This is a genomic window from Sphingobacterium allocomposti (assembly GCF_008124885.1).
Classification (GTDB): domain Bacteria; phylum Bacteroidota; class Bacteroidia; order Sphingobacteriales; family Sphingobacteriaceae; genus Sphingobacterium; species Sphingobacterium allocomposti.
In genome coordinates, this window is record NZ_VNHX01000015.1 from 83,074 (window position 1) to 100,018 (window position 16,945).

At 43.9% G+C, this 16,945-nt stretch carries 16 protein-coding genes; 4 read left to right on the top strand and 12 right to left on the bottom strand.

What is annotated here, in order from left to right; translation table 11 throughout:
• Positions 1–24 precede the first annotated feature (24 nt).
• From BC792_RS11740 to BC792_RS11750, 3 genes are all read right to left on the bottom strand, one after another.
• On the bottom strand, positions 25–444 hold the full coding sequence (locus BC792_RS11740; RefSeq protein WP_148909201.1) for a cytochrome c maturation protein CcmE domain-containing protein: 420 nt from the start codon (positions 442–444) through the stop codon (positions 25–27).
• A gap of 423 nt (positions 445–867) precedes the next feature.
• Complete coding sequence (locus tag BC792_RS11745; protein ID WP_148909202.1) at positions 868–2,103, bottom strand: dicarboxylate/amino acid:cation symporter; 1,236 nt, start codon at positions 2,101–2,103, stop codon at positions 868–870.
• Between the two features lie 285 nt (positions 2,104–2,388).
• Entirely contained in the window at positions 2,389–2,607 is a 219-nt protein-coding gene (locus BC792_RS11750) for a helix-turn-helix domain-containing protein (RefSeq protein WP_148909203.1), read from the bottom strand.
• Between the two features lie 94 nt (positions 2,608–2,701).
• Between BC792_RS11750 and BC792_RS11755 the strand changes: the two genes are divergently transcribed.
• The gene (locus BC792_RS11755; RefSeq protein WP_148909204.1) at positions 2,702–2,893 is read left to right on the top strand and encodes a SymE family type I addiction module toxin; all 192 of its coding nucleotides are present in this window, start codon (positions 2,702–2,704) and stop codon (positions 2,891–2,893) included.
• A gap of 301 nt (positions 2,894–3,194) precedes the next feature.
• Here BC792_RS11755 and BC792_RS11760 read toward each other — a convergent pair whose 3' ends face one another.
• The gene (locus BC792_RS11760) at positions 3,195–4,046 is read right to left on the bottom strand and encodes a hypothetical protein (protein WP_148909205.1); all 852 of its coding nucleotides are present in this window, start codon (positions 4,044–4,046) and stop codon (positions 3,195–3,197) included.
• Between the two features lie 759 nt (positions 4,047–4,805).
• On the opposite strand from BC792_RS11760, the gene mnmC2 reads away from it, so the two are divergent.
• On the top strand, positions 4,806–5,480 hold the full coding sequence (mnmC2, locus tag BC792_RS11765) for a tRNA (5-methylaminomethyl-2-thiouridine)(34)-methyltransferase MnmC2 (RefSeq protein ID WP_148909206.1): 675 nt from the start codon (positions 4,806–4,808) through the stop codon (positions 5,478–5,480).
• A 267-nt stretch (positions 5,481–5,747) separates the two neighbouring features.
• Here mnmC2 and BC792_RS11770 read toward each other — a convergent pair whose 3' ends face one another.
• The 6 genes from BC792_RS11770 to BC792_RS11795 all read right to left on the bottom strand — a co-directional run bounded on the left by BC792_RS11770 (position 5,748) and on the right by BC792_RS11795 (position 12,379).
• Positions 5,748–6,248 carry an FKBP-type peptidyl-prolyl cis-trans isomerase gene (locus BC792_RS11770; protein WP_148909207.1) on the bottom strand — a complete coding sequence of 167 codons (501 nt, stop codon included), beginning with the start codon at positions 6,246–6,248 and terminating at the stop codon, positions 5,748–5,750.
• A 12-nt stretch (positions 6,249–6,260) separates the two neighbouring features.
• Positions 6,261–8,282, bottom strand: coding sequence for a thioredoxin domain-containing protein (locus BC792_RS11775; protein WP_148909208.1), 2,022 nt, complete (start codon positions 8,280–8,282; stop codon positions 6,261–6,263).
• 108 nt (positions 8,283–8,390) lie between these two features.
• Positions 8,391–8,891: a SixA phosphatase family protein gene (locus BC792_RS11780; protein WP_148909209.1), complete on the bottom strand. Its 501-nt coding sequence runs from the start codon at positions 8,889–8,891 to the stop codon at positions 8,391–8,393.
• An 84-nt stretch (positions 8,892–8,975) separates the two neighbouring features.
• The gene (locus BC792_RS11785; protein WP_148909210.1) at positions 8,976–10,274 is read right to left on the bottom strand and encodes a glycosyltransferase; all 1,299 of its coding nucleotides are present in this window, start codon (positions 10,272–10,274) and stop codon (positions 8,976–8,978) included.
• Positions 10,275–10,326: 52 nt separating this feature from the next.
• A complete protein-coding gene (locus BC792_RS11790) occupies positions 10,327–11,580 on the bottom strand; it encodes a glycosyltransferase (protein WP_148909211.1) in 1,254 nt (417 codons plus the stop codon).
• 16 nt (positions 11,581–11,596) lie between these two features.
• On the bottom strand, positions 11,597–12,379 hold the full coding sequence (locus BC792_RS11795; RefSeq protein WP_148909212.1) for a glycosyltransferase family 2 protein: 783 nt from the start codon (positions 12,377–12,379) through the stop codon (positions 11,597–11,599).
• Between the two features lie 292 nt (positions 12,380–12,671).
• Here BC792_RS11795 and BC792_RS11800 point away from each other — a divergent pair, with 292 nt between their 5' ends.
• Together BC792_RS11800 and BC792_RS11805 are read left to right on the top strand one after the other, a co-directional pair.
• Positions 12,672–13,733, top strand: coding sequence for a glycosyltransferase family 4 protein (locus tag BC792_RS11800; RefSeq protein WP_148909213.1), 1,062 nt, complete (start codon positions 12,672–12,674; stop codon positions 13,731–13,733).
• A 47-nt stretch (positions 13,734–13,780) separates the two neighbouring features.
• Positions 13,781–14,719: a glycosyl transferase family 90 gene (locus BC792_RS11805; RefSeq protein WP_148909214.1), complete on the top strand. Its 939-nt coding sequence runs from the start codon at positions 13,781–13,783 to the stop codon at positions 14,717–14,719.
• On the opposite strand, the gene BC792_RS11810 is transcribed toward BC792_RS11805, so the two are convergent.
• Both BC792_RS11810 and BC792_RS11815 read right to left on the bottom strand, forming a co-directional pair.
• Complete coding sequence (locus BC792_RS11810; RefSeq protein ID WP_148909215.1) at positions 14,716–15,822, bottom strand: glycosyltransferase family 4 protein; 1,107 nt, start codon at positions 15,820–15,822, stop codon at positions 14,716–14,718. The genes BC792_RS11805 and BC792_RS11810 overlap by 4 nt on opposite strands.
• 58 nt (positions 15,823–15,880) lie before the next feature.
• Positions 15,881–16,900 carry a glycosyltransferase family 9 protein gene (locus BC792_RS11815; RefSeq protein ID WP_148909216.1) on the bottom strand — a complete coding sequence of 340 codons (1,020 nt, stop codon included), beginning with the start codon at positions 16,898–16,900 and terminating at the stop codon, positions 15,881–15,883.
• Positions 16,901–16,945 lie beyond the last annotated feature (45 nt).

Sequence of the window (16,945 nt, forward strand, 5' to 3'; positions counted from 1 at the left end):
TTCTATATGTTCCGCTCTCCGCTTTTAGAGCACCGGTTGCCTGCCTAAGGAAGCTGTCGTTTCGATAACTTCCACCTGGTCTTTATTGTATTTTGATGGGCATTTCATCAATATCTTACTTGCGTGAAAGACATCACCTTCCATCTTTCCTGTCAGGACGATTTGCTCTGACCGTTCGATGTCCTGCGGTTTTGAGCCATTGAACACGACGAGGCACTCGGTGCTATCGTTGTCATACATGTAAAACGAGAAGTGGTTTGCATCTTTGACAGGATCGTAGTGTAAGGCCTTCTCCTTATTCAACACACCCACTACATAGAGCTCAGTCTTTTTATCCTTAGCCTCCGTGAATGTGGAGTATGTGCTTGAATCGGTGTAGATGACCAAAATCATAGCGATGGCAACAGCAATGATTACGATTAAGATGATGGAACTTTTCTTCATAGTATTATCTCCAAATAAAAATATCCATTGTATAAATCAGCGGCAAGCATGTCGTACGCGAAGGATATTCCTTATGCTATTTTTTAAAACTGAGCTGGAGCGCAGTAAAGCGTTTTTAACATTATACACGCGCGCATGAACAGCTATTTAAAATTTGAGTACAAAATTACGAAATGCTTTTACAAGGGAGCAATTTGTCAAGTATCTGCTGTTATTTAGAAACGTTCTATTTAATCGGATTGGAAATTATAGTGGATTGTTCTTCAGTAATTTATGTGGTGGATGGCAAGCTTCCTAAGTTTATCCGGTACCATTATGGTAAGAATATTACAAAGGCTAAGCGGGCTCTTCCAGTAATTTATGTGGTGGATGGCAAGCTTCCTAAGTTTATCCGGTACCATTATGGTAAGAATATTACAAAGGCTAAGCGGGCTCTTCCTCCTGTGGAACGAATGGCTCTTTAGAGAAACGTGTTACTAGCATGGCCGCGATGGTATCACCCGTGGCATTCAACATGGTTGCCAGTGGATCCACCAGTGTACCGATGATCATAACAGCCGGGATGGCATCGACAGGCAGGCTATATACCGAAATCATCAACATTTCGCCGATATATCCACCATTCGGAATCCCTCCGGCAACGATAGTCACCAGAACGGTGATCCCGATAGCGGTCACAATCGTCGTGGCTTCGAAAAAGTTCCACCCTAAGAGGGAAAACGCTACATAAATTTTGAGAATAGACGAAATAGCGGAGCCATTCTTATACAAGGTGTTTCCGAGGGGAATGACCACGTTGGCGATGGCCGGCGGGATGCCTATTTTTTTTGCGGCAACGAGGTTTGCCGGCATGGTTGCTAAACTGCTGCATGTGGTCAGCGCCGTTAAAGAAGGGACGATATTATTTTTCCAAAATACGGCGGGTCCTTTTTTACCGTATGCGATAAAAGCATATAGCGTAAAGAATGCCAAAAAGAAGAAAATTCCGAAGGTATAGTAAAGAGCCATGGGCTTGGCGTAGAAGCCAAAGAGCTGAGGCCCCAGCGTTTTTACCTGATAGGCGAAATATGCACCGAGGCCGATCGGAGCGGCTTTCATAAGGAGGAGAAGAAGCTGTTTCATGACCTCATTAGCGGCATTGGTGAAAGCGATGAATGCTTTGGATTTATCTCCCGCCCGCCTAGCAGAGATCCCTACCAAAAAAGAAAAGATAACAAAAGCAAGTATGCTCTGTCTGGATAGCAGGTTGTTGAACTCATTGACGGTCAGGAAACTCACCATGCGGTCGCCCCAGGTGGCGTCGCTGTCTTCGAGCGGATTGGCCACCGCCGAGGCAGGAGCCATGCCTGCATTTACGGGAAAAAGGTAAAGGGCAATAACCGTGGCGGCCGAGGCGATGACTATCGTGATCAAGAAGACGGATCCCATAATGCCGATGGTTTTGCCAAGCTTATTTTCGCCTTCAATATTGGCTACCGACGAGGTGATCGCAAAGAACAGCAAAGGGATGATGGAGACAAAAAGTAAGTTAAGGAAAATGTCGCCCAGCGGTTTCAGGTAGTCCACCCAGCTGGGAAGCCATAGACCAACGATACTGCCCAACGTGATGCCCACGAGCAGAAGAAGTAAGCTTCCATAATTTTCGAGAATCTTGCCCATATAAATTTTGCTAAAAGTAGACATTCAAAGCTAATTTTCAAAGAAATGCTGTTGGCAGATAGCAGATAGCAAATGGCAGATAGCTGTTGGCCCAACTTCGATTATTATCCGGCTGATGTATACCATTATATGAAAGATAAATCTAAACAACAACATTCCGACCTGAACCCTGACAGGACATTGCTGACTTTAGTTCATATAAAAACCGACCTTCTTGACGAAAGTAAGATTACACTTGATGAGTATTTAAAAAATGTTGATTTTAAACTCTAGAATGTCCACTAATCAAGACAAATCAACCAGCTTAGACAATGAAATATCTAGGGCGTTGGCAATTTCAAGCAACGTATAAAGTGTCGGGTTGACTTTTCCGTTTTCTAGCTTTTCAATAGCCTGACGGTCTTTATTGCAAGCTCTCGCCAAGTCGGACTGACTCCAACCCTTTTGTTCACGAAGCTCGACAATTCGCTTACCTAACTCTTTCTTTAACTTGTCTCTAGTCACGGAATAAATGTCAGCTAATTTGCTGACAGTTTTGTCATATAAAAGATTGACAAATAAAAATAAATATCTACATTTGTCATATAATTATATGACGATGACAAATTCAAGAAAACTAAAAATTCATACTAAGCACCAAGCAAGGGCTTACGGAATGACAACTACTATTCCTGAAATCAGACTTGAAGGAAAATGGCTTGACAGATTAGGATTCAAGGAAGGACAAACTGTGAACATAGAAGAAAAGAAAAACAAGTTGACAATTACCATCGACAAAGCAAATAAATAACCACGCCTAACAAGGGTTTTGCAAGAGCGGGGGAAAACGCTTCGGTTGGAGATTTTCGTCGAAAATCCCCGCCCTTGCCAAGCCCTGAACTCGTTAGTTGCAAGCAGAACAAAACAACAACAGCCAAACGCAAATGAGATTTGGTTGTATTTTCAGTCAGTAATCAGTTGGCTAAAAGCAGATTCCCCGTGTGGGACCAGGCAGCGTTTAGAAATAGGAGATTGAAATTATTTTTTTCATGATATCCATTTATAGTTGTTAGCTAAGTTCTTATAATACCTATCGCTGTGTACGATCTACACTATTCCCAAACAGAAATTGTTCCTAGTAAACGAGTTGTCGAAACCGTAACGCTTCCGCCTTTATTAAGCCTAGCATAAATCCTAATGTTGGATTTCACTGGCCCCCTTTCTATTCTAGCAGGTACCCACAATTTAGGCTCTCTCAATTTTTTTGGCCGTTGTGGAGAATTTAGAGCATATCTTACAGCATCGGAGAACACTGATTGCTCACCAGCCTCTAGAATCAAACTACTCATATCGCCACTCACATCAACTACGCCACGAAAAACAACAATTGAATCAATATTTGCTACAGAACTGATTTCGGCAATCTGTTTTTCTATTGCAGAACAGAGCTTTTTCAAATCGCCGGCATATTTTGCCGGTACTCCCAAGTCTGTACGAACAGGGATGTCTCTTTGGATATCGTTTCCCAAACATTCCAGTTTAAAATTAAATATCACAGAATCTTTGCGAATAATTGTTTTAAGTTGTTTACTGTTTGGGCATTCTATTTTCTTTCCATAAATCTGCTGGATATCTATTTTGGGTTCTAAGAAGCGAATACTGTTTTTATATTTATTTTTGAATACATATAGATCGCCCTCAAAATTCATGTCGTAGTATTCACTGTTCCAAGCTTCACTATCAAGCTCTTGGTAGCGTAATCGTACTTCATGGAGCTTGTCGTTTCGGAATACCCCCCATATTTCCTTCAATTTTTCTTGCTTAGAAAAATGAGGGTTGTTGCTGGTGTTCGCTATGGAAATACGGATGCTGGTCATATTTTTCGATTGGTCAACGGATTGTCCTACCGAAGAACAAATAGAAAACAAGAAGATGATTAAAAGCAGCGATATTTTTTTTCTCATCACAGAAGTGCTTGAAAATTACTAGTTTTTAGTGTTGTAATATTTAGTTCGACCGTTTATCTTCTACCTCATGGTGTCATTTCTATTAGTCAACACTTGGCAATCGTTATCCTCTATAGGGAGAAATATAATTTGTTGTTTCAGAATAAGTAATTCGAACTTGACCATATGCGTCTGAATTTAAAAAGTTGATTTCCGAGGTAAGCGTTTTAATATTGTTGCACGTCCATTTTGCTGTTGGAGATAACGTCCATATTCATGAGTGAGGATATCACATTAAAACTACCGTTTCTCTAATCCTCACCGATAGAGATTGGTTCATCAAGTTGGTAAGCAGAGCTACCGTCAAGAGAGGTTTTGGCCATGTGATCTCCTTTAAGGTAGATGATACCGCAATCCCCCCCAAAAAAAATACGCCATTTCCATGAGATGTATCGTATTTTAGCCGTCATATAACTTCGGCTAAGATGATATGGCGTTCTCTGTTCATGTCTATTTAATTCAATTGCTGTGCTAATATAATTAAGTTGCTAATAGATAAGAGCCCCGCCTTTGCTAATTTTAAGTTAATTTTTACAAAACGAACCGAGCAGGGGATACCAAATCTTATCTGGTACATGTAACAGTCGTGCGCGCGACTTGTCGAACCAAACGGCTTTTATGCTATTTTTGTAAAAATAAATATATGCTTTCGACGAAAATCAGTTTGGGGGCAAAGCGCGGTTTTGCCGTGCATATATGTACTTTAGAAAATAATCTATGGAGTTTGTAGTTACCGGAGACGGTTCATCGACATTATATCATCCCGAAGTTGGAGAACATTATCATTCTAAGCATGGGGCGCTGCAGGAAAGCCGGCATGTGTTTCTGCACTCGGGACTGGACTTTTACCTGCAGAAGGAGGGGAAGGCGTCGGCGTCCGTTTTAGAGGTAGGGTTTGGCACAGGATTGAACTTCTTGTTGTCGGCCGATTTTGTTCGGCAGCACGACCTAAATCTACAATATTGCGGAATCGAGGCATATCCTTTGCCGCCTTCCATTATTTTTGAAACCGGATACGACCGCTTTGTGTCCGGCGAAACGTGGGACGCTTTTAGACGGTGCTACGAAACATCGCTGCGCGAGGATGTGTATTTTATGGAAGGGGTTACATTAGCTGTGGCCCATCAAGAGCTACTGGCATTCCGTTCCGACAGAACATTTGATGTCGTTTATTTTGATGCTTTTGCTGCTATCCATCAGCCGGAGATGTGGACTGACGAGTCGCTGGCACACATATGTTCCTTTTTAAACCCGGGGGGTGTCTTTGTTACCTATGCGATTACCGGGAACCTGAAGAGATCCATGAAAGCGTTGGGATTTTCTATAGAGAAAGCGCCGGGTGCTCCAGGCAAACGGGAAATGTTACGGGCCATAAAAGAGGGGGGGCGGTAGCGCCGAAAAAGGTACAAAGAGCTTGACCAAAGCTGAGCGCGAATGAAAAAAGACTTTATAGAGCGCCTTGAGGTGGCGCCAACAGGCGTAATATTACCATAAATAGGTAATCCCCTAGCTGTGAAGCAGGCGTCAGGGACGTCTAGTGAGGCTGACGCAGCCAGACTCGTAATAGGAAACGCGCCATTGCGTCGTTGTGCTTCTTCGCAATGACGCGTCTCTCAAATATTTAGCGGCCGTTGGGCAGCTTACTATACAAGCAGCTGGTTAGTGTCCCGACTGCCCGTCAATACCGTGTGCATGCCCGTGAGCCAACTCCTCTTCTGTTGCCGGACGTACAGCTAATATCTCAATATCAAAACTTAGGGTCTTTCCGGCCATTGGGTGATTAAGATCGGCAACCACAGCCTCCGGCGTAACTTCTACGACGACGGCGCGGAACTGGTTTCCTTGGTTATCCTGCAAAGGAAGAACTTCTCCAACAGGAGGCAGACCTGTCTCTTTGAACATGTCGGCAGGAAGCTGTGCAATGGCGCGCTCATCTTTTTCGCCATAGGCATCGTTCGGTGCCAACGTAAAGGACGTTTTATCTCCGGCATTCAGTTCAGAAATGCTTTCCTCAAACTTAGGCAGCATCATACCTACGCCATATAGAAAAGTAAGCGGATTTTCGTTCGTAGTTTCTTCCACGAATGTTTTTTCACCATTTTCTTCAATCGTGTGAAGAGTGTAATTTAACGCAACAACGTTGTTGTTTTCAATTGCCATTTTTGTTTAATTTTATTGGGACGGATCCCTGTTATCATTCAATAGTTGTAACAAAGCCGGAATAGAATCCTGAGGCAAGCTACATGTTTTATTTCGACAAAGGTATGCTTTTGATTCCATACCTGCTTTATCCTTTAACAATGGTAGGTTACTTTTTGTTCCTCCCATTGTTATTTTATTCGGAATATAATGTTTGTCCAGTTCTTTGCGCCAGCGCTGTGCGCTCTCTCCGGTTATGGCGATTTCGTTGTTCCCATATACAAGCTCTAAAAGCTGGATTGCCCAGTTCGAATAGGCCGAGCCATATTGCTTTATATGGGGAAACACATTGGCGAAAACCCCGTCGGCGACCTGCGTGTAGCGTGTGTTATCCAGCATCTCTCCTAAACGGTACAGTACCCTGACCATCGTCGACGACGATGAAGGAATAACGTTGTCCATTATTTCACTTTTACGGGCGATTAAAAGTTCAGCATCGTTTGCTGTGTAATAAAACGTTCTGTCGTTTTCATCGTAGAAAGATACCATGACTTCTTCTATCAACGCGTTAGCGTCGGTCAGCCACTGTTCAGAAAAAGTTGCTTCGTAGAGTGCAATAAAGCCTTCAGCCGTAAATGCGTAGTCATCAAGGAAGGCCGGGATTTTGCGATTGGCGTCGGCAGGCTGATGAAGTAGACGGTGCCCTTCCGTGCAGTGTGTCTTAATAAAAGATGCCGTTTGAAGCGCCAATTCCAGGTATTCCTCGTCGTCAAATGCGCGGTAGGCGTCAACCAGTCCTTTTACCATTAACGCATTCCACGCTGTTAATTGCTTATGGTCAAGACCTGGGCGTACGCGTCGCTCTCTATAGCGTAGCAGCCTACTTTTTATTTCTTTCAGGTACTGTTCCCATTCCGCGTCTGAGAATCCTGTGTCGAGAGCAAGTTTGTCGGCATCCATATCAACATGAAGAATATTTATTCCTTCTTCGTGCCAGTTGCCTTCCGTGGTGATATTAAAGTATTCCATAAAAAGTGGCGCGTCGGGACCGAGTATCTCCATCATCTCTTCCTGATGGAAAGTATAGAACTTGCCTTCGACGCCTTCGCTGTCGGCATCCAGCGCTGCGTAAAACCCGCCATTGTCTGCCAGCATTTCGCGTTGCGCCCACGAAATCGTTTCGCGCACCACACGCTCATATTTTATCGTGGGCTTCTGCTGATAAGCTTCACTATAAAGAGAAATGAGCTGGGCATTGTCATACAGCATCTTTTCGAAGTGGGGGACATGCCATTGCCCATCGACAGAGTAGCGGGCAAATCCGCCTCCAATATGGTCGTATATTCCGCCGTTGGCAATCTTTTCGAGTGTAAAGTGCACATGGTCGAGGGTTGGTCGGTCGGCGGCCAGTGCCGCGTAGCGAAGAAAAAATACCCAGTTGTTGGGCAATGGGAATTTAGGCTCCCGCCTGTACCCTCCGTCGATCTCATCGAACCTGTCCTTCCACGGCTGAACGATACTGCGTATGTCGGCCTCTGTATATTGTTCGACAATAGGAGCAATCGGGAGCCGTTCGGCCTGTTGGATGCCATCGGTGAGCCGCTCAGCATAATCGAGTGCCATTTCCGGAGTCTCTTCCCACATTTTGGCAATCTGTAAAAGCACCTGCTGCCAATCATGGGGCCTGAAGTAGGTGCCGCCGTAGATTGGTCTCCCGTCGGGTAGACATATGCAGTTGAGCGGCCATCCCCCCGCGTTGGTCATAAGTTGTACTGCGATCATGTAGATCTGATCGATATCGGGACGCTCCTCTCTGTCTACCTTGACGGAAACGAAGAATTTGTTCATAACCTGCGCAATCGCTTCGTTCTCAAAGCTTTCCCGCTCCATAACGTGGCACCAGTGGCAGGCGGAGTACCCAATGCTGACAACAATCAGTTTGTTCTCTGCTTTTGCTTTTTCCAAGGCTTCTTCGCCCCAGGGCATCCAGTTCACGGGATTGTGGGCGTGTTGCTTGAGATAAGGCGAGTTTTCGTATTGTAGTTGGTTGGCCATATGGAAAAATGATGAAGTCAAGCTCAAAAGTAACGTAAAAAGATCGAATAAGACATGTTCAACTACGAACTATTTTTCGCCTCTTTGGTTCCCGGAGGGCGATAGTTTTTACGATTCTGTGATAATATACTGGAGATCGGCGGTATTTGCAGACAGCATGGAGAAATCTAGATCTTCTTCGAGGAGAAGACAGGCGACGTGTGACGTCTTTAACTGGGCCTGCTGGTTTGTTACATATGCGACCAAGTCGGAGAGTCCCGGGTTGTGACCAAAAAGTAATACGCTCGTATAGCGTGACGGGATGTCGTTTATCCTCTTCATTAACTGCAGGTAATGTGCTTCGTAAATCGTAGGCTCCCATATGATTTCTTCCTGTGGTATGTCGAGGATATCAGAAAAGATCCTAGCGGTCTCGGCTGCCCGGCGCGCGGTAGAGGATATTACGAGCGGCTGTTCGCCTGTGGATGCCATATGTTCTTTTAGCCGGCTGGCAAGAAGCGTTGCGCGATCGATGCCTTTTTTTATCAACGCTCTTTCGATGTCTTTTTTGTTCAGACCATGGTCTTCTGCTTTTGCGTGCCGGATGAGGTAGAGTGTTTTCCTTCGCATTTTTAAATTTAAGAAAAATTTGCTTTTATGCGTAATGCTGGCTTAATTTACAGGACGGCATCAAGAAAGTACTTGCATGTGTCGTTAGTCTTCCCATATATATTTTCTGTTTTTTCCCGACAATTTGTTTTTGAGGTTCTTAAAAGCAAGCTTCATTTTAATAGGTGTATAACTTTTAAGCTTCTCAAGCTTCTGTTTCAGAAACATATTTTCGAACTCCAGTAAAGATACTTTATTTTTAGTATCCGATAGATTCGGTATGATTTCGTTGTAAATAAGATCGATTCTATTCTTTATTTTTTCGCCTATTACTGCCGGAGAAAGTATCTTATTTGTATCAAGTTTTGCCTGCTTTGCGATTTTTTTTGCTTTTTCGGGGTTTGTAAAAACATCCGTCATCAGTTGTGCAGCATGATCAACATCTGCTGCGGCCCAGTAGTCGTCTTCATGCCCGTAATTGAAGCTTGCCGATTTCTTGACAAGAGAAAAATTGACAAGATAACTGTTGGCATTGTTCATAAACTCCATATTGGAGGAGTACGCTGTACCGATAACGGGTTTTTCAAGGTACATAGCTTCGGCCATGGTCAATCCGAATCCTTCTGAGCAATGTAAAGAAACAAAGCAATCGCAGCAGTTCATGAGGCTATATAGATACTCTTGCTCTAAAATTTCTTCGATAAGGATAATGCTGCTGTTGTCACCTATTTTTTCGAGGAGAGCCTTTTTTTCGTTGGGAAACTCTTTGCTGATCGAACTTTTTATTACCAACAACACGTCGGGGTTATTTTTCCCAAATGCTTTCGTATATGCATCAACGACTGCGATAGGGTTTTTGCGGTCTATTGAGCTATAATAGTCAAACATAGTCATAAATATGAACTTGTTCTCGGGAAGATTGAAGGTCTTACGATAAAATCGCGGTGTTGGAATGTCAATGGAATGCATGAATTTGATAACTGGTATAGGCGAAATTTTGGAAATAGCTTCCGCGCAGAAGTTGCTGGGAACCCATATTTCGTTGAAAAGCGGGAAGAACGTCTTCGACTCTTCCGGAAAATTCTCTAATTCCCAAGCCCAAAAACCAATATTATATTTACCTTCGAAGTAATTTAAACCTACGTTTTTCAATACGAGTGGCAGGATGTCGATATTTGCCTGTACCAAATTGATAGCGTAGTCGTTGGTCGCCTTGAAGTGCTCGTCGATATCGTTACTATTCGCTATATATTTAGGCATATCGATATTCAGATCGTTGACGCAATAGGGTACGTTAGCCGATTTTATAGACCTGATGTTGGACCGAACTCCCTCACCCAGACCAAATTGTCCCTTAATAAAACCTGAGATATTTACACCATACGCTGGTCTTTCTTCTTTCATTTGTGGTATATGTACTTTTTATATAAAATTTTTTTCCATCTAAAAATAACAACTATTGAGAAAGATGCGACATACGAATAACGAGTCTATTCAGTCGTTCCAAAACGCTGTCCCAAGAATAATTTTTTTCTATATACTGGACGGCCTTTTCCCGGCAACCTTCCGCTGTTTCAGCCTCTTTGAACGTCAGTATGTGATGAAGCTTTTTTAAGAAGTCTGTTTTTGATAGGTAATATTGAGCCGCGAAGCCGCTATCTATGCAATGTTGTTTCAAAACAGCCGACTTTCCGTTAACTAGCACAGGCTTTCCCAACTGCATGGCTTCCAATAGTAGCAATGAAAGGCTTTCACGATCTGAGGGGTTGACGACTAGCGTAGCCAGCTGTATGAGTGACACTCTCTCTGAATCGGTAACGAATCCCGTATAGATAACGTCGGGGTGTTGGCATCTAGGCATAAAAACTCCCCCTGTCAACACTAGTTTCACTGGTAGATTAGTATTATTTTTATATTCGATAAACCATTCAATCAGCTTTCCAATTTTCTCTTTGGCCACCCGCCCACAATACAGAATATACTGTTCCGGTAAATTAAATTTTGTCTTAACCTGTCCGTTATCGGCGGGAGTTGGATTATCGACGCCCACTGCTAGAATGCTGTCGGAAGCCATTTTGTTTCCAAAAATCTTACGGCAGAGCTCTCTCTCGGCTTCCGTATTAAAAGCGACGTGTTCCACTGTTGTAAAAATGTGTGAGAGATAGGATCGAAAGAAGTCTCCCTCTTCGTGGGCGGTTGGAATAAGGATACACTTCTGAGGGATGGCTTGGATTATGTCGTAAAAGTTGGGACAGGGATACGATAGCAAAAATACGGCGCGGTAGTTGGCCTGATTGATAATAAGAAAGCGTATCAAGTCTGGAGAATACAAACCGTGAGACCGTATCACCTCTAGTTCCGATTGCAAGGCTATCGAAAACTTGGGAAACAACGACGATATATATCGGAGTATTCTGATCTTATATAGGAATTTTCGGATTTTCCTTCCCCATCTACTTTTTCGATATACGCGTTCAAACCGTTGCCTGTCGAATGCATTGGTACTAAATCTGCGTACTGTTACGTTGTTTTCGACGGTGACACCTTCCTCGTAAAATGGTTTGAATGTAATATAGTTGTCGGTTATAGACGTCAATACTTCGACATCGTATAAACTAGAAGCTCGTTCCGCAAGCATTTTACAATGCTTTTCAGCGCCTCCATTAACCTCTTTACCGTATAGGCCAACAACAAAACAAATTTTCTCCATTCGAATGTTTGCCTACTCAGATCGCCACTTCCTGAAAGCCCGGAGACCGATGCCACATCTTGTTGCTTACCGTCTCTCTATAGATAAGCTCGTTAGGCTTGAAGTTAGCCCGGGACGAAAGCGGGTGGAAAATATGAAAACCCACAGCCGCCCATTTTAGGCGTTTCTTTTTCACGCCTGAGTTTATTAACCGTTCCGCAAATTCGTAATCTTCCCATCCCCATCCCGTAAAGCCATTAAAGTAGCCGTTAATACGTACGTAATCTTCTAGCCAAAAGGCCAGATTGCAACCTTTTACATTATGCGAGCTATATGGGTCTGTCTTGAATATTCCCGAAAGGAGTGGAAACCGAATAGCGTTAAAACGCGTCGTCATACCTTTCATGAGGCAGCTGAAGGAAAGCTGTTTCTTGTGAATGGCTTTTTTTGATAATGATTCGCCGATCATTGCTCGGCTTCCCTGTACGAAGTAACCCTTTTGTGCAGCGGCAAGATGGTCTTTTACAAAATGTTTGTGTAGAATGATGTCGCCGTCTATCTCGATGATATAATCCGTTTTGCAGGTTTTCAACGCTTTATTTAAGATTAACGACTTTTGAAAGCCATTGTCTTCGTGCCAAACATGTTCTATAGGTAAGAAATGTTTAAATTTCCCGACCACATCGGCCGTACGGTAGTCGGAACCGTCGTCGGCTATAACGACATGTTCAGGCATCCTGCTTTGTTTGGAAACGCTCAAAAGAACAAGTTCCAAGGCTTCGGGCCAATTGTAGGTCGATATGATTAAACTAACAGTCATACTCTGTATTCGCTGATTTAACTTTTATATTTCATTGTCCACGACCAAAAACGTCGATAGCTGTCGTGTCGATCTCTTGATTTCCGCGCCAGACGTTTTCTAAAGCTTACCATGCCAATGGCTTTTCATATATAACGTCTGTTGTTTCAAGAACGTTACAAAGAAAAGTAAAATTGTTTATTCTTTTCTGGTTTCGAATAATCTTTGTAAAATTGGGGATCCTATTTTTGTTTAACAAAAGAAAGCAGGGAAGTAGCAACTCCTTTTTATCCAACGACTAACACACGAAATAATGTTTCGTAAAAAAATCCTATTTGACGCCGAACGGATGAAATATCCGAATACAGGGTTATATCATTTTTGCTTACATCTAGGGCGTGAGTTGTCTATCTTATTTGAACGGGAAGACGGTATGGATTTAGGGTTTTACGTTCCCTCCGTGGTCGACGAATTCAAAGCTAACGCGAGGCGCCACGTTCATCCACTGCATAAGATAGGGCACTATTTTAAGACCAAGCCGGCATTATGGCATGCGACCTATCAGCTATCCGATTATATTCCTCATTACCCCGCCATTAAAAAGGTGCTTACGGTACACGATTTGAATTTTTTGAGGGAAAAAGAGCAACAGAAGCAAGGAGCATATCTAAAGAGGTTGCAAAAAAATGTCGATCAGTCGGAGGCCATTGTGTGCATCTCAAATTTTGTAAGAAATGAGTTGCAGCAATTTTGCGATTTAAAAGACAAAATGGTGAATGTTATCTATAATGGTAATAATATCAATGATGCCCTGCTGCCCGCAAAACCGGAGAGGCCGGGGATAAACTTCGAACGACCTTTTATCTTTTCCATTGGCGCGGTAAACCGTAAGAAAAACTTTCATACTTTGCCGTATTTAATCGCGAAGAACGATTTAAACCTGATTATAAGCGGTGATCTCGTGGACAAACAATATTATCACGAGATATTAGGTGTAGCAAAACAGCTAGGTGTGCTCAACCGCGTTTTTTTTACTGGAGCTATCGAAGAAGCGGAAAAGTACTATTTGCTAAAATATTGCTATCTTTTTTGTTTCCCATCGATATCGGAGGGCTTCGGGCTACCCGTCGTGGAGGCTATGAGCTTCGGTACTAATATTTTACTATCCACAGCGACATCGCTGCCCGAAATCGGCGGAGATGTGGTGCATTATATGGAGAGCTTCGATCCGCTATACCTTGTTGAGTTGGGAGGGATAATAGGACAGGGCGCGTTGTGTGCCCATAGTGCGGACGCAGTTAAGAAAAGGGCGCAGCTGTTTCAGTGGTCCCACACGGCGAAAGAATATATGAATGCATACCGGCATATTTTATAGCGGTCTATTTCGTGAATGCAATGCATTTTATGTAGGTTTGGGAAGGCATGAATCTTAAGAAGTATCTGTTAAAAAACAAAAATAATAAGTTTCTTTATTATGTAAGGGCATTGTTTAGGGAGGCAATGCCGGGATCGTGGGTGCGTTCGGCTCTGTCTTCCAAGCTGACAAAAGATTGGGGGGCACAATGGCCATATATAAAAGGACGTGTTGATTACTACAACAAGCTGGAAGAAAAGACGTTATTGTCTGGAGACGCTATTGCTATAAACTCATACCGCATACCGAAGAAAATCCGTGTTTACTATTTTGACAGTATGGAATATCTACGGTTCTTTGATCCTTCATTACGTTTTGAGATTGTGCCTGGTGATGTTGTTGATGTCCCCCGCTATCCGGCTATAGTGAAGAGCCGGCCCATCTCGACAACGAATAGCAACGCAGTGATATTAAACCTGGACAAAGCCAGGCATTTTAACTTTGTCAGGGACGATATACCGTTTGGCGCAAAAAGGGATATGCTCGTCGGGCGGAGCGGATTTAGTCAGCCGCACCGAAAACGCTTTTTCGAGCTATATTCAGACCACCCCCTCTGCAACCTAAAAAAAGCAACGAAGTCGTCCGATCCAGGCTTTTTATCTATTGAACAGCATTTGGCCTATAAATTTGTATTGGCGTTGGAGGGAAACGATGTAGCTACTAATCTCAAATGGATTATGTCGTCAAACTCTATCGCCGTTATGCCGCGTCCCAGATACGAAACATGGTTCATGGAGGGAACGCTTATTCCGGATTACCATTACATATGTATTGCTGAAGATTACAGCGATCTGGAGGACAAATTACGTTTCTTTATCGCGAACAAAGACGCTGCTGAAGCTATTGTTAGAAATGCCAATCAATACGTCGAGCAGTTTAAACATAAGGAACGTGAGGATGCTATCTCGCTTTTGGTACTGCAGAAGTACTTTGAAAGGACAAACTAGCCGAGCGACTTATATATAGAAGCCCATTGAGCCGCCAACACCTGGTCGCTAAATTGCTGCGCATAAATAAGACCTTGTTCTTTCATTTCTTTCTGTTTGCTGCTAGAGGAAAGCACGGAGTCTATGGCATAGACGATTTCGTCGACGTTCTGTGGATCTATAAAGCGTGATGACGGACCCGCTGCTTCAGGAAAAACACCACTGTTGGTTGTGATAACCGGCGTGCCGGAGAAAAGTGCCTCAATTATTGGTATGCCAAAACCTTCATAGCTGGACGGATAAACAAAAATGGAGGAAAGTCTGTACATCGCTGCGAGATCTTCCATATGCTCGACTTTAGGGAAGATGACCCGATGCTCTAGCTTCTTGTCGATAATATAACGTCTTATCTGCGCTGCGTACGGCGTTTGCTTGCCCACAATAACCAACGGAATGTCTAGCTGTTCAATGGCTTTGACTATTTGAAATGCATTTTTTCGGGGTTCGATCGAGCCTACATTTAAGACAAACTGAGCTGGAAGCCGGTATTTTCTGCGCACAGCTTCGAGTTCCTCCATGGATTTAGCCGTCTTGAAAGACGGATGACAACCTTGGTAAATCACTTCTATGCGCTCTTCAGGCAATTTAAAATAGTGGATAATATCCGATTTCGTCTGCTGACTTATGGCTACCACTTTATCCGCGCGCAGGGCTGCATACCGAAACTTTTTGACGTAAATCGACCGGTCAATCCATTTATAGAGCTCCGGATGACGAAGGAAGATCAAGTCGTGAATGCTGACTACCGATCGTACGTTTATGTGATACAGGTCGCGCGGAATTTCGCCAGATAACCCGTGAAAGATGTCGACGGCGTCGCGCTTTAGATCCTGGACGATCCTCTTGCTGCGCCAGACGGACGGCAGCAAGGTGTTTAGTAAGCCACGCTGCGGCAGCTGGATCGTCGCACTTTCCGGTATCGACACGGACGATGGTCTCGGTGTGTAAAGATAGTATTCGTTTGCCGGATAATATGTACTTAGGGCGCGGATCAAGTCGCGGCTATAATTTCCTAAACCAGATCGATTGTGAAAATACCGTTTTGCATCGTAGCCTATGCGCATAAAGCAACTCAAAAATATAAATTAAAAAGTATAATTCGAAACTTGCCGTCGGATGTCGTTACCCTTCCTCAGCCTCGCTAATTTTCTCGATCACCATTTCCGTCGTAATCAAATCGATGGCTTCTATACCGTTGCAGAGACACGATTTATTGCCATAAATCGAACTTGGACGATTGGGATGCGGAACCTGTATGCAGTCCCGTGGCGATTGCCCGTAGCCGAGAAAGCCGGCATAAGGATGGGTTGCTCCCCACAGTGACACGCACCGCGTGCCCACTAATGATGCCATATGCATGCCCGACGAATCCATGCTGATCATCAGGTCCAGATTGCTGATCAGCTTCAGTTCATCGGATATGTCGAGCATGCCAATGACGCTTTGTACGTTTTCGTATTCCGTCGCCCAGGTTTCCGCAGTCTCCCGTTCCTGCTTTCCTCCCCCGAATACATAGAACGAGTAGCTGGGGAAGGCCCGAAATACCACTGGCCAGTTTTTCGGCGCCCATACTTTGTATGGATGTTGCGCAAATGGCGCAATGCCGATATTCCGTGTGGAGGTGTCGAACCCCCCGGCAATGGACGGCGGTAGCGCCCGTATCTCCTTTTTTAGGGTGTGGTCCAATTTTAGCGGGTATCCAAGCTGCCGGAAAACATCTGCATAACGCTCTACCATGGGGCGGAGCTGCCGGAACACCCGGTTTTTTTTCCGGATCAGCGCCTTTTTTTGCACACGGGCCTTGTTTAGTATGGCAAGCCGATAGCCGGCCGTCTTAAAGAAAAGGGTTAGTATCCGGGAGCGTATGTTATTGTGTAAGTCGGCGACATAGTCTATATCGTATTTCTTGAGCTCGTTGAATAGCCGCCAGAGCCCTTTGGGGCCTTTGTGCTTTTCGTCCGGATCAATGGGGTGAAATGTAAGCCCCGGAATATCATCAAAGAAAGCAGCAAACTGGGCACGGCTAACCATAATCAATTCAACGTGCTTATGCTGGGCGCGGAACTCCCGCAAGACAGAAGCTACCATGGCGACATCGCCCATGGCTGAAAAGCGCGTGACCAATATTCTGGCTTTTTTCATCTGTCTAACTATTTATTCATTCGTGTTTGTTTTCAATGGTATTCA